11 protein-coding genes are annotated in these 14,710 nt (G+C 35.9%); all 11 read left to right on the top strand.

Annotation, left to right across the window (positions count from 1 at the left end):
- Nucleotides 1-759 precede the first annotated feature (759 nt).
- The 11 genes from ACS127_RS15635 (at nucleotide 760) to pstB (ending at nucleotide 14,695) form a co-directional block, all read left to right on the top strand.
- The gene (locus ACS127_RS15635; protein WP_440895950.1) at nucleotides 760-1,827 is read left to right on the top strand and encodes a hypothetical protein; all 1,068 of its coding nucleotides are present in this window, start codon (nucleotides 760-762) and stop codon (nucleotides 1,825-1,827) included.
- A 12-nt stretch (nucleotides 1,828-1,839) separates the two neighbouring features.
- On the top strand, nucleotides 1,840-2,736 hold the full coding sequence (locus ACS127_RS15630; RefSeq protein WP_440895949.1) for an ABC transporter ATP-binding protein: 897 nt from the start codon (nucleotides 1,840-1,842) through the stop codon (nucleotides 2,734-2,736).
- 70 nt (nucleotides 2,737-2,806) lie between these two features.
- Nucleotides 2,807-3,883, top strand: a complete 1,077-nt coding sequence (locus ACS127_RS15625; protein ID WP_440895948.1) for a hypothetical protein — start codon at nucleotides 2,807-2,809, stop codon at nucleotides 3,881-3,883.
- A gap of 1,296 nt (nucleotides 3,884-5,179) precedes the next feature.
- Nucleotides 5,180-6,130: an ABC transporter ATP-binding protein gene (locus ACS127_RS15620; protein WP_440895947.1), complete on the top strand. Its 951-nt coding sequence runs from the start codon at nucleotides 5,180-5,182 to the stop codon at nucleotides 6,128-6,130.
- Nucleotides 6,131-6,133: 3 nt separating this feature from the next.
- The gene (locus ACS127_RS15615; protein WP_440895946.1) at nucleotides 6,134-7,243 is read left to right on the top strand and encodes an ABC transporter permease subunit; all 1,110 of its coding nucleotides are present in this window, start codon (nucleotides 6,134-6,136) and stop codon (nucleotides 7,241-7,243) included.
- Nucleotides 7,240-8,520, top strand: a complete 1,281-nt coding sequence (locus ACS127_RS15610; protein WP_440895945.1) for a hypothetical protein — start codon at nucleotides 7,240-7,242, stop codon at nucleotides 8,518-8,520. Before ACS127_RS15615 ends, ACS127_RS15610 begins: the two co-directional genes overlap by 4 nt.
- 29 nt (nucleotides 8,521-8,549) lie before the next feature.
- Nucleotides 8,550-9,830: a hypothetical protein gene (locus ACS127_RS15605; RefSeq protein WP_440895944.1), complete on the top strand. Its 1,281-nt coding sequence runs from the start codon at nucleotides 8,550-8,552 to the stop codon at nucleotides 9,828-9,830.
- A 1,227-nt stretch (nucleotides 9,831-11,057) separates the two neighbouring features.
- Complete coding sequence (locus tag ACS127_RS15600) at nucleotides 11,058-11,993, top strand: PstS family phosphate ABC transporter substrate-binding protein (RefSeq protein WP_440895943.1); 936 nt, start codon at nucleotides 11,058-11,060, stop codon at nucleotides 11,991-11,993.
- 100 nt (nucleotides 11,994-12,093) lie between these two features.
- Entirely contained in the window at nucleotides 12,094-12,984 is an 891-nt protein-coding gene (pstC, locus tag ACS127_RS15595) for a phosphate ABC transporter permease subunit PstC (RefSeq protein WP_440898159.1), read from the top strand.
- Complete coding sequence (gene pstA / locus ACS127_RS15590) at nucleotides 12,985-13,869, top strand: phosphate ABC transporter permease PstA (protein ID WP_440895942.1); 885 nt, start codon at nucleotides 12,985-12,987, stop codon at nucleotides 13,867-13,869.
- Nucleotides 13,870-13,888: 19 nt separating this feature from the next.
- Nucleotides 13,889-14,695 (top strand): phosphate ABC transporter ATP-binding protein PstB, encoded by an 807-nt coding sequence (gene pstB, locus ACS127_RS15585; RefSeq protein WP_440895941.1) that lies wholly within the window; start codon nucleotides 13,889-13,891, stop codon nucleotides 14,693-14,695.
- The last annotated feature ends 15 nt before the right edge of the window (nucleotides 14,696-14,710 follow it).

Here is a 14,710-nt window from a genome sequence, read left to right as displayed (position 1 = left end):
ATTATTAATATTTTTGTGTAAATAAGTGTGTCTTTTTATCTAGCAAAAACTGTCTACTCTAGTTTAGCAGTCACAGTAGGTCTGTTAACGACATTTTTTACCTGGACAATCCGGCTAAGCTGATAGATTTTTTGGTGATATTAAAAGGGTATAAGTCTATTTCCTTACACTGTACTTTATAACTTGCTTTTATTAAAAAACATATGAATAGACCGAATTCGACAAAACTCGATATTGTTCACAGTTGATAGGAGTTCTTATTTTGTTAGAATGAGAGAATAGGAAGATATTAGAGAACAACATACATTGTAGAAAAATTATATACCATTAAATGTTCAAAAGAAATTCTAACAGAAGATATAACAGTTGAGCAAAATAGTTCTGGAGACAGCCGGACAAAACCTCAGCTTTCCATTAAAAAGAGGCAGCTCCACTAATAACTTTCCATCAACAAGAAGCTATAGTACCACTGTAAGAAAGCATTCGCATAGTGGAAGTTTCTGTAGAGTTTCAAAATGTTGATGGCAGAATAAGAATATATACAAGTATATTATACTATTGAGGTAGTGCTACGTTAGAAAGTGGTGAAATTTTATGGGACTCGAGAGGATACTAAATACTGAAGCTTTTAAAAGATTTCTTTTCCTTTTTCGCTTTGAATGGAAAAAAATAAAGAAGAAGAACTTTATAATTTTCTTCTTTATTTTTTTATTCCTAACAGGAGTTGGGGTTTTTCTATATGTCTTCCACACCACGCAAGTGGACTATAATCGAGATATAGCTTCCATTGTACTCAATCCCGTATTAGGGAGGCCTGATGGAGAATTTGATCAAGAAGATAAAGAAAATCTGTTGACCTATATTGAAAGATTGACAGATCCAGAACAAAGTGGTTTTGAAGCACATGCTCCAGGGGAGGAATTTTCTTTAAATTATGAAACGGAGAAAGGTAATTTAACCCACCTAAATCATTTATTAGAAGAAGAAATTGAACCTAGATATCCTATCTTCTTACAAATAAATGAATATGAACTGTACAGATCAGATGTTATAAACGCTAGCTTAGAGCCATGGTTTTTAGCGATGACGGAAGCAGATGCACGGTGGACGCTGCACCGAAGTCACTATGATAAAGGGAATCATGTTCTATGGTATGCCTTGATCGAGAATTATGAAATTGGATTAATTATTCTTATTGTCTTTTTACTTAGTGCCCAGACCGTCATGGAAAAGAGTCTATCCAGCAATCATCTTTCCTTGTTAAAAATGTCTGGTGTGACCGCTGTTAAACTGTATCTTACTAAATTTATTTTGCTCTGTCTCGTATCGATGGTCATGATTCTTTTACCCATTATGGGCGTATTTGGAACAAGCTTATTTTTTAATGGAGTTGGTAGCTATCGCTATCCTCTTTTTCACTTTTCATATCCTGCAGATCCCAATACACTTGAAACACATGAGACAAGTATGATGTACTTAGGCACCTATCTCATTCAGAATGCATTTTTAATTTTTAGTTGTGTGATGTTTATTTTAGCTATTACGTTATTATTAGGACAATTTTTCCGAAGTGAAATGGTCGTGACTTTGATCGGATTTGGACTTGTTGGATTGAGCCAAATCTTGCCGTTGCATCATGCGAGTCCGTTTGCCTATTTTGACACCCATCGAATCATTAATGGAAGTGTCATTTTTCAAAGTCTTTCTCATCTACATACGTTTGAATACGGTATCCTGCATCTGTGGGGCTGGATTATTTTATTAGTGGTCAGTGGGTGTATCCTCTACCATCGGAACTGGAAAAAAAGACAAACCTATTTTGTCTAGGAGGGATAGGGCATGATTTTATCAATCAAGGATTTAACCTTTGGCTTTAGGAAACATACGGTATTCTCAAAGGCTCAGATGAAGATTGAGCAAGGGGGTATCTATGGTCTTGTGGCACCGAATGGCGCAGGGAAAACGACATTGTTGTATATTATTGCACAATTGTATCCCTATTACGAGGGCGAAATGGAGCTCTTTGGTGAAGAGCAAACAAAGGCCAAAAGTGTCACACAACATATTGCTTTAGTGCAGGACAACTCTGTTTTGTATCCTTATCTATCAGCCTATGATCATTTAAGCTTTATCTGTGATATGCATGGCATTGATCAAGAAAAAATTGAACAGATGGCGCATTTTTTAGGGATGGAGAGTTATTTAAACCAGAAGGTGAAACGCTATTCATTAGGGATGAAACAACGCTTGCTTTTAGCGATCGGTTTAATTCGCAAGCCGAAATTTCTCCTTTTGGATGAACCTCTAAATGGATTGGACCCAACAAGCACGATTTTAATGCGTGAAGCGCTTGTTAAGGCAAGTGAGGAAGGGACAACCATCCTCGTTTCTTCTCATAATTTAAATGAAATTGATAAAATAACAAATAAGGTATTTTTTATTAAGGACGAAAAAATCTTATATGAAGAAACTGACTGTTCAAAACAGGAAATATTGAGTCTTTACTTTAAAGAGGAGGCATTAGATCAGGCGTTGGCATGGCTTGAGAAGCAATCACTTAACTACGTTGTCGAGCACACTCAGATAGATATCGAGTTGACGGGAACTTCAGCTGCTGATTTAATCAAGGAAGCTGTGAAGAATGAGGTTGACTTTATTGACATTAGAATAGAAGTGGTCGGCACGGAAAATAGATACAGAGCTTTATTTGAGTCCTCAGGTGATGATCATGAGTAGAATCGTTTTTGAGTTCAAAAAAGTATGGAAAAGTCATTTTGTATTTTTTCACCTTTCTATATGCCTGATATTGGTATCTATTATTTTGATCGTTCAACTCTTTCAACTCCCTGCTGAGAGACAAATATTAAATAACCAGATTCTTCAAGAAAGTATTTCCTTAGAAGCGGAAATGATGATGAATACAATGCGGATTGAAGAGCTTGAGTTGACTGAAGGAAATGAGGAGGAAATCGATCAACTCAGTGAAGAAAATCGAAGGACTAGTGAAGTCAATCAGGTCATCCGGTCCCGATTAGAGGCCTTATCTTCAGGGAGTAATGAAGCATACCTTTTGACTACGATGAATTATTATGAAATAAACCATGACTATGAGCAATATTTAGAAGAGGTTTTGGATGATAGTCGTGTCACGGAACAAGCGGATTACCAATACTATCAGCTGTTATATGAAATGGAGGAACCATTTGAGTTAAGGGACAGTTCTTTAAATACACCGCATTTTATCGCTTTAACGGCTGAATTTCTGATTAACCCTGTCGTATTGTCGTTACTTGTCATCGTCAGTTCATTAATCTTAATTAACGAAGTAGAGAATCATTCGTTTCAATTTAATTTGGCAGAGCAAGTGAGTAAACGAAAATGGATTTATGCCCATCAAGCCGTTGCTTTTTCATTGTTTATCATCGGGATCGTCTTTTCGCTTGGAATCAGTCGTTTGCTGATTCATCCTTTTCAAGATAATTTTGTCGAAGGGGCAAGTCTAGAAGGTTCAATGTCATCTCCATTTATTTTTCTATCAGAGGGAGAAACGATTAGTATCGCAAGCTTTATAGGCGTCGTTTTATTGTCAGTCATCCTACTCTATCCATTCTTAATGCAGCTATTTGAATGTATCCTAATCTACATGAAAAATCCGATATTCAGTGGAATTCTTTACTTGGTCATTGTGTTAGGTATTGCCTTTTATTCAGAATCCCACTATGATCCCAATAGATGGTGGAATCCTTTTCAACTTCTTTATTTAAAAGACCATTTAGTTAAAGTGACAACAAAGCATATCTCTTTACTAATAGTATCAACAATGGGATACACAGCGCTTATTCAATATGGCTTATTAAAAAGACTGGAAAAGAAACCACTCTAAATCAGAAAGTCATTTTAAATTTCTGATAGAATTTAATGTATTGATAAAAAATGCTTGGCTGTCTTTGTGGGAAATAGAAGAAAAAAAGATAGCCAAACATAACTAGTTACTTAGTACGCATTCATAGTCATTAGTTTTTTGATATGACCTTCAACATCCCTTTATCATAGATAATCGTCCATAAAATCTGAAACAACAATGGGTTTCAAAGGGTCGAATAATTACAGCCCCAGTCTCCGTCCCAATCAGTGGGAGGGGAAACGTAGACTAAGTTCGCGGCGTCCTGGGACTCAGAATAAGAAAACCACTTATTCTTGCGGTGTAAAGCTCCGTAGTTTTCCTTAGTGCGATTACTCGTCTCACCGAAAACATCTGCATGACCCACACCTTGTAGGCCTAACTCCCATTGATTGAAGTTTCATTTTATCCGATTTTCGACAGAAGACTCCCACTTCAAATTTCGTTAGAAATTAAGTGGTAAGTAGTTCGAAAATGGGGATATGAAAATATGTTAAACTTAACGTAAGATGAGGTGATTCATATTTCTTTAATACTATCTATTATATTATTAGCTGTATTTATTATCCTTCTACTGATTTTTCTTGTATTCATTATATATTTTTTCCTAAAGAAAGGGCATTACTTATATTCTTCCTTACTTTTAGTTTATCCACTTTTAATCTATTTTTCAGGTCAATATCTTATTACAAGAGGAGGAGCATTAAAACAAGTTGATGACTATGAATACTTATTATCTGGGGGTGATCATCTGGCGTATTTTTATTTTGGTTACATTTTTTTAATTGCCGTCGTTCCGATTATTTTCATGTGTATTTTCTTTATTATCCATAGAATACTTATAAAAATAAAATGGATTTGATTTACTTATAAAGCGAAACTTCAATCAGTGGGAATTTTTCGACGCACAAATCTTTTCGGTGGGACGAGTAACCGCAGTCCCAAGTCTTTTGGATGGGGTGAGTAATCGCAGCAATGTTGTCAGGTTAATAAAATTGATTAAGTAAATCCATTTCAAAATGATAAATAGCATGCTAAGATTCAAATATTAAGGATCGGTGCTTTCCACGGAGACGGGGGTCTATAGGACGTAGATCATGCAGGTGTTGCCACAGGACATTAGCGCCCGTTATCTGTGATAAAAGAGCCACTTGTTTTGTTAATTTAATGATTTAGTGGAAGCTTTTTGATAGAAAACCAGGAATATTGTTATCTTTTTTAAAATATGTGAACAAATAGTGAATGTATACCCAGATTCATTTTTCTAATGTGAAAATAATGGTATATTTATATTGTATTATCCATTTTAATTATATTTTCAGAATAATAAGACGATTAGAGGTGGTTCAAATCGCTATTCTCCAATTAGACCAAGTTAGCAAACGCTATAAAACACAAACAGTGATTGACAATGTCAGTTTAACAATTGATCAACCAGGGATTTATGCTTTAGTCGGGCCGAACGGAGTTGGAAAAACAACCTTGCTCAATTGTATTTGCCACATCATTCCGATTAATTCAGGAGCGATTACCTTACTTGACCAATCAAATAAATCCTATCACGTCTTTAAGCAAGTCGCTTATCTTCAAGATCATACCGTCCTATTCCATTACTTAACGGGTTATGACCATTTGAAATATATCAGTGATAGCCATCAACTTCCGAAAAAACGTGTCGATGAAGTTGCTGATTATGTTGGCATGTCTAATTATTTGAATAAAAAGGTTGGCGACTATTCACTAGGGATGAAGCAACATTTACTCGTCGCCATTGCTTTAGTCAATCAGCCGAAGCTTTTATTTATGGACGAGCCCTTAACGGGTCTAGATCCATCCAGTGCGATTCGGATTCGAAACATTCTGCTTGATTTAGACCGCAATGGAACAACGGTGATTTTATCTTCCCATAACTTAGCTGAGATCGATCGAGTAACCAATCAAATCATCTTTTTGAAAGATGGAAAGCTAATCGAAGTCAATCGGGCAGATCACAATGAAATATCCTATCACTTTAAATTGTCTAACCTAGAACAGGGCAAGCAGTTGCTGACTAAGGCGGGTTATGTGGTTGAACAACATGACGCTATTCTAAAGGTTCAAGGCGATGAACAGATGTTGGATGGCTGTATTCAAACGATTCAGAGTCAAGGGCTATCGATTTTAGACTTGCAAAAGGAAGTCTCTGGCTCTGAAAAGTTATATGAAACGTATTTTGGGCAGCGGAGTTAAGCGATGAATGTGCTTAAATTTGAATTCAAGAAACTCTGGCGCTCTCGTTTATTTGTTATCTTTTTGTTACTTTCGATTGGGTTGGTTCTCGGTTTATTTGCTCGTAACTTTATCTACCAAGATATTATTAAAGCTGAAAAGATGTCTCAAATTCAACAATACAGTTTGAATGTGCGGAAGACTGTCATTACAGATGAGTCCGAATTACAGGAAATGGGTGAGGAAGGGGATCCTGTATTAGAGGAAGAGGTTGAAGCAGGACGGGCTTTGTACAGTAAGATCGATGAATGGGTCGAAGCGATTGATGAGGATCAAGCATTAGCAGCGTTGCAGTTGGAAAACGAGGCTTACGAATTAGCGATCTATTACCATGAATTGAATAAACAATTTCCATTGTCAGTTAGTGAGATGGAAGCGGAGATGACGTTAAATCATGAGCTGATTCGTATCGGTTTACCAAAAGAGGATCTCCATACCTCGATCCAGCCGGCTGTGTTTAGTAAACAGGTTGTATTATTATTTTTTAATTCATTCGGATTTTTTATCCTAATTGTTCTCATAGGTTTACCGATCGTTAAGGAATTTGATGATCAAACGGTTAAATTAACTTATGGTCTACCGATTTCTCCTCTCCGGATGGTGTTAGCCAAGTGGCTGATGATGATTATCAGTGCTGTGATTTGGTTTGTGTCTGTGATCGGCACCACGCTACTCATTTCATCATGGCTGGGGAAAGGTGTTGACCAACCGTTTAATTATCCCTTTGATACCCAGACGGCGGGTTTTATTCAAGCTGGGGATTACTTACAACAAGCGATCGGCTATGGGTTATTATATTTGATGATGCTCGTCACGTGGTTTACGTTCTTTAGCTTTTTACTCAAACGATCTTTGCTGGTGCAAGGCAGTCTTTTTTCTTTATTTATTATGGCAGAGATCACGATCAGTCAAGGCTTTATTAATCAGTGGTTTCCCTGGCTCTATCAAAAATTAGATGTAGCCATAACTCAAACGATTGCTGGATCAGGTCTTGCGGTGGTTGCAAATATAGCCTGTACAATTGTTTTGCTCTTGCTATCCATTGCGGTGAGTAAAAGGCGGGGACATGTATGAAAACATTATTTTTATTTGAATTCAAAAAACTATTAAAACAGAAAACGATTTGGTTTTTGGTTGCTGTCACGATGATTGCCATCTTAGTTCTGTATGGTTTTCAGTCGGTCATGACAGCAACGACCCGTCAACAAATGTTAGATCAATACGATTTCCTCATTCATTTAAATTTGGAAAGTATTGAAGGCTATGCGCACGAACAAGAACAAGCCATTGAAGCCGATGATGAAGCATGGTTGGAAGAAGCAAAGATAATGGAAAATAACGCTCATCAAGGATATGAAAAAAGGCTACGCATAAAGGAAGATTATCAAGCAGGTGATTTTGAACAAATGTTGCAAAATCAATTGGATTTTCTTGAAGTGTATATAGATCCTTATAATGGGTCAGGATACTCGATCGGTGAGCAAGATCAACTTGTCAGTAACTTCACTCACCGTGCCACTTACGCTGAAAAGCAGTATTTGCTTGAAAATCAAATTGACCCTTTCGTCCAAAATGATTATTATACGATGTTTTTATCTACAGCGTATGATGACTTTACTGGAATTGCACAAGAACACTGGCAAGAAATAACGAATCGATATAGTACAAAAGGGGTTTATTATCTGTATCAGTTGATTCAGAACCTCTATCTTCCCGCCGTTATTTTAATCGGTTGTTTTATCTTTGGCAATACTTTTTCTTCAGAAATGCAGGAAAAAACGAAAAAAATCAGATTTCATCAAGTCCTACCTTTTGAGCAAGGACGATTATTGATCGCCAAATTTTCAGCAGGTTATTTAGCTTTGTTTCTTTATGTTATTGTGATGATTACTTTACCATTAATTATGGCAACTGTGGTCGATCATTTTGGAAGTCTTGACTATCCCGTACTTGTCTATGATGGCTATACAACTGATGTAATGGCGGATAATCAAAATCTAGATACCTTTCATTTTATTACGTTAAAAACCTATTTCTCCAAAGCATTTCTCCTTGCTATTACAAGCAGTTTATTAATTTATGGTTTATATTATTTCTTTTCCCAATGGAGCAGAGAACCAATCCTAACAGCACTTCTAACAGGTATCACTTGTTATCTTGGGTTGTTGATTCCAGCTCCATACAATCCGTTTCAATATTTAAAGATTGATCAGGTGATCACACAGGAAATACAGTTACAAACGTGGAATACAGCTTTTAATTTCACAACAGGTATACTGCTTACTTTTCTTATTGGGTTATTATTTGTGTTAGCAAATTATAAATTTTTCAAACGTAAATGCGATAGATAGTGAAAAAGTCATTAAAGCAGGAGATCATTATGAAAACATTATTTTTATTTGAATTCAAAAAACTATTAAAACAGAAAACGATTTGGTTTTTGGTTGCTGTCACGTTAATTGCTATCATAGTTCTGTATGGTTTTCAAATGGTCATGACAGCAACGACGCGTCAACAGGTGTTAGATCATTTTGATTGGATCATACATTCTACCTTGTTAAATGTTGAAGACTTAGCGATTGAATCCGAGCTGGCGATTGAAGCAGATGATGATGCATGGATTGAAGAGATAAAGATGAGAGAAGATCTTATTCAGCAAGCGAATGAAAGGCAGCTAAGTGCAAAAAAGGCTTATCAATCAGAAGAATTTGAACAAATTTTACAAGATCAAGCAGATTCACTCAAATCATATATAGAGGCAAATAAATCATTGGAAGGTCAAACCTTTCATGATCAATATATTAATAATTTTACCCTGCGTGCAACCTATGAAGAATTACAGTATTTGGTTGAAAATCAGATCGCTCCTTTTGTCCAAAAAACAACTTCCACTATGTATTTAGCGACAGCGTATGATGATTTTACTGAGCCTACCAAAGAATTGTGGGAAGAAACAACGAGCCGTTATAGTACAAAAGGGGTTTACTATTTGTATCAGTTGATTCAAAATCTTTATCTTCCAGCGGTGATCTTAATCGGTTGCTTTATCTTTGGTAATACTTTTTCTTCAGAGCTGCAGAAAAAAACACAAAAAATCAGATTCCATCAAGTTCTACCTTTTGATCAAGGACGATTATTGATCGCCAAATTTTCAGCAGGTTATTTAGCTTTGTTTCTTTATGTCATTGTGATGATTGCTTTACCATTAATTGTGGCGACTGTGGTCGATCATTTTGGAAGTCTTGACTATCCCGTACTTGTCTATGACGGCTATACAACTGATGTAATGGCGGATAATCAAAATCTAGATACCTTTCATTTCATCACCTTAAAAACATATTTCTCCAAAGCTTTTTTACTTGCCTTTACAAGTAGTTTATTAATTTATGGTTTATATTATTTCTTTTCCCAATGGAGTAGAGAGCCGATTCTAACAGCACTTCTAACAGGAATCACTTGTTATCTTGGGTTGTTGATTCAAAACCCATACAATCCGTTTCAATACTTAAAGATTGATCAAGTGATCACAAAAGAAATACAGTTGCAAACGTGGAATACAGCTTTTAATTATACAACAGGTATTTTGACTACTTTTATAGTTGGATTATTAGTGATATTAGTCAGCTATAAACTTTTCAAACGTCAATCTAATTTACAATGAAAAATATCAAAAGCAACAAACACTTCTTAAAGTTAAAGGCATCTCTTCAGCTAATTACAGTATCTATTACACCTTAGTAACATGCAAAAACAAGCAACTAAAATCAATGAAAATTACTCTGTTAGCTATTATTTCTTTTTGTATTTAATCCATTCAATAATGACTAAAGCTATAAGGTATAGGGCGATAACTGCTAAGATAACATTTGTAATAGTCAATGTACTATTTAGCTCTCTAAAATAGCTGTTCACCTCACTGAGTTGTCGCTAAGTTTTGTCCGCTATACTATTAACACTGCTCACAAGATCATTCTATTCTTGTATAGTTATTTCAAACATAAAAATTAATCCTTCCTAAAAATATAATTACCATTATTCTACCCTAACAGGATAAATAAAACTTAGAATTTTAATATAAGAACTGGGTGATCATCCGAGTTTTTTAATAGTGTCAATGTTTCATAGTTTACTCGTCCTACCGAAGGCATTTGTGGTTAATCGCCTTATCAAATAGACCTGGGACTCAGAATAAGAATGACACTTATTCTTGCGATGTGAGTGCTAAAGTTGCCTTCCTTAATGCGGTGCGGTTACTCGTCCCATCGAAGTGATTTGCGATTACTCGTCTCACTGAAAAGACCTGTGTGTCGAAAAACTCCCACTGATTGAAGTTTCGCTTTATATTTTGCTGCTTATTGATCAGTCTCTTTTATCTTAGCCAAAGTATAAGATGCTACAGATAATAATATAATTAATTAAGGCTGTTCAAAAAAGTCTGGTGAAAATGACACATCGAGAACAGGAGACCTTTGATTAACTACCAAAACGCCCTAGGACTGGGATACAGAATCAATAAGACACTTATTCTTGCACGATCAAAGAAATAAAAGATTTGTATAAGTCAAATGATGGCATTCGCCATAAAGACTCAGCGATAAGCCAAGTTTTTCTAACCTTGCAAATCCTTCGTGACTTTCTTTGGTGCGGTTACTCGTCCCACCGTAGTAATAGGTGCTTACTCATCACATCAAAAGTTCTGTAATAGGATGTGGCATCTTTAGCCAACGATATATTTTTCATCCTCCTTTTTGAACACACACTAATGAAGATTTCCTATTTAAAATTTACATATTGTTTACATGGACTTAACGTTAACTTCAAAATGATGCGTTATGATGAAATTATGATAGGAAATAAGATTATATTAAAGAGATCAGGAGTGAAATGATTGAAAAAAACAATCTTATTGACTGTAATCTTGATGGTATTTGTTAGTTTAGTAGCTTGTAGTGGAAGAGGAAATGATGATCCCAATGCCTTATCTGGACGTGTTGCTATCGATGGCTCAGGCACTGTTTATCCACTGATGGCAAGGGTTGCTGAAGAATATATGTATGTTGAACAACAAGATGTATCGGTTGAAGTCTCTCGTTCAGGAACGAGCGCAGGTTTTCAAAAATTCATTGTTGAAAATGGGACAGACTTTAACAATGCCTCACGAAGAATAACTGAGGATGAACTTGATACGGCTGTTAAAGCTGGTATAGAAGTAAGAGAATTAAAGATTGCCCTCGACGGGCTGACATTCGTTATTCATCCAGACAATGATTGGGCGACAGAATTAACAGATCAAGAGATTGTTAACATTTTTCGGTCTGATGGAGATATTAACAATTGGTCAGATATCAATCCAAATTGGCCAGATGAAAAAATTAATCTATATGGTCCCAATGAAAATCATGGCACCTACGAATTCTTTTATGAAAGTATTTTAGAAGGAGTGGACTTAAAAGCTGATGTTAATTTGCAACAGGATTATTCAACGTTAGTTGCTCTCGTGAGTGAGGATAAGAATGCTGTTGGATTTTTTGGTTTTGGCTACTATGTTAATAATCAAGATCAAATAACTGCGGTAAAGATTAATTTTGGTCAAGGCCCTGTCGAACCCAGTTTTGCTACGATTGCTGAACAAGGTGAATATGCCAAGTTTACGCGACCTATTTTCACCTATCTTAATTTAAATCGAGCCAAGGCAAAACCTGAAGTTTTAGATTTTTCCATTTTTTTAATGGAAAATGTCAATGATTTTTCTGAAATGAGAGGCTTTGCACCATTACCAAGCGAAGAAATTGAAGCAGAGGTTGAGTTATTACAAGGTTTATAGTGGTTTCTTCTTTGCGGAAAAAAGGAGGGTGTAAATGTTTACCAAACATACGAATGAAGAAAAAGATAGCATTCAAAAGAACGATTTAATGACTGAACATATGAAATCAAATCGTTCACTTATATTTGAGGAGAAAGCTATTCCAAAAATTTTATTTGCCATTGCTTTTATATCTATCTTAACGACGATTGGAATAGTACTTGTTCTTGTAACTGAAACAATTGAATTCTTTCAACATGTTTCAATCATTGATTTTTTCACTGGAAAAATCCTAAAGCCATTAAGTCAAAATCCTGAATTTGGGGTGTTACCTTTAATCAATGGAACGATTATTTCATCAGTTATTGCCATGTTAGTCGCTGGACCGATTGGAATGATGACTGCAATATTTTTAAGTGAGTATGCGAGTGACCGTCTCAGACGGGTTCTGAAACCCATTTTAGAGTTATTAGCAGGGATTCCTACAATTGTTTATGGTTTTTTTGCTTTCACATTTGTAACCCCCTTATTACGTGAATTCATTCCAGAGTTAGGGGCAACAAATATATTAAGTCCTGGTCTGATCATGGGTGTGATGATTATTCCGATGATCGCTTCTCTTTCTGAAGATGCGATGAGCTCTGTTCCTAACGCAATGCGTGAAGGTGCACTGGGTTTAGGGGCGACGAAATTAGAAGTGACATTTAAAGTTGTTATTCCGGCTGCATTATCTGGCATTGTTGCTTCTTTTGTATTAGGTATTTCTCGAGCGGTTGGGGAGACAATGATTGTCACGATCGCAAGTGGGAGTTCAAAAAACCTCACTTTCGACCTCACGCAATCGATGCAGACGATGACTGCATATGTTGTTGAGATAGCTAGTGGAGATGCTCCGGCTGGATCACCACTTTATTATAGTCTTTATGCCGTAGCAATGACTTTATTTGTTTTTACTTTACTGATGAATATTCTAGCACGCTATATTTCTCATCGATTTAAGGAGGAATATTAAATGAAATATATTGAACATGATTTGGTTTATCAAAAAATGAAAAAACGAATTTTTTTGAATCATCTATTAAAAGAATTATTTTTTCTCGCAACAACGTTTGGTGTTCTTGTTTTAGCTGTTTTAATTTATCGAGTCTTAGTTGACGGGATCGGTTTTCTTAATTTTGACTTTTTAACCAATCGATTATCGACTGAGCCAGATCGAGCGGGGATTATGGGAGCGATTCTTGGGACGCTTTGGTTAATGGGTGTTGTCATTCCGATTACAATGATCCTAGGGATAGGCACAGCCATTTATAATGAGCTTTATGCCAGGAAAGGAAAACTACAATCAATTATCGAAACGAATATTTCAAATTTATCCGGTGTCCCATCAATTGTTTATGGTATTTTAGGGATGACTATATTTGTAAAAACATTGAGTTTAGGAAACATTGTTTTAGCTGGCGGTCTGACCATGTCTCTTTTAGTTCTTCCAATTGTCATTGTGTCAAGTCAAGAAGCGATTCGCGCAGTACCTGGTTATTTAAGTGAAGCGTCTTATGGTCTTGGTGCAACAAAGTGGGAAACAGTTAAAAATATTATTCTCCCAGCTGCCATGCCAGGTATTTTAACAGGATCAATTCTTGCCTTATCACGTGCTATTGGAGAAACTGCACCACTTGTTGTACTAGGAATTCCTGCTTTATTAATCCCATTTCCAACAGGATTGTTTGATCGTTTTACTGTTTTACCGATGCAAATATATTATTGGACATTGGATTCATCTTTAGTCAGTGAATATGCTAACCTTGCAGCCGCAACAATCATCGTCTTGCTAGTCATGCTAGTTGTATTGAATTCAGTTGCGATTATAATCAGAAATAAATTTCAGCAAAGATACTAGTTAAAGGGGAAGCAAAACTATGAATTTTAAATTAGTCATTGGTTTAGATAAAGAAAAAGAAGTTGAAGCTAAGAAAACGGTGTTTAACACGGATGACCTAAATTTGTGGTATGGTGACACACACGCATTGAAAAATATTAACTTGCCCATTTATGAACGGGAAGTAACGGCTATTATTGGTCCATCTGGTTGCGGGAAGTCAACCTTACTTAAAACATTAAATCGTATGGTTGAGCTTGTTGAAATAGTTCGCTTATCAGGAAATATTCAATATCGTGATCGAAATATTTTGGATAAAAGTTTTCGAGTTGAGGAGTTAAGAACAAAAGTCGGAATGGTTTTTCAAAAGCCAAATCCATTCCCTAAATCTATTTATGATAATATTGCTTATGGTCCTAGAATTCATGGGATAAAAAATAAAAAAATACTTGATCAAATTGTTGAAAAAAGTTTACGATCAGCAGCAATTTGGGATGAAGTCAAGGATCGTTTGAAAGAGAATGCATATGGACTTTCAGGTGGACAACAACAACGCTTATGTATGGCTCGGGCTTTAGCTATCGAACCAGATGTAATTTTAATGGATGAACCCACTTCTGCGTTAGATCCTAAATCAACATTAAAAGTAGAGCAATTAATTCAAGAATTAAAGAAAGACTATTCCATTATTATTGTCACCCATAATATGCAACAGGCTGCTCGAATCTCTGATCGAACAGCATTTATGCTAAATGGTGAGTTGATTGAATTAAATGAGACAAACCGTTTATTTTCTACACCAGCAGATCAGCGCACAGAGGATTACATTACTGGCCGCTTTGGCTAAAGGGAGGGCATTTGC

It is taken from the genome of Amphibacillus sp. Q70, from assembly GCF_052055485.1.
Lineage (GTDB): Bacteria > Bacillota > Bacilli > Bacillales > Amphibacillaceae > Amphibacillus.
This window is presented reverse-complemented; position numbering and strand designations above follow the sequence as displayed.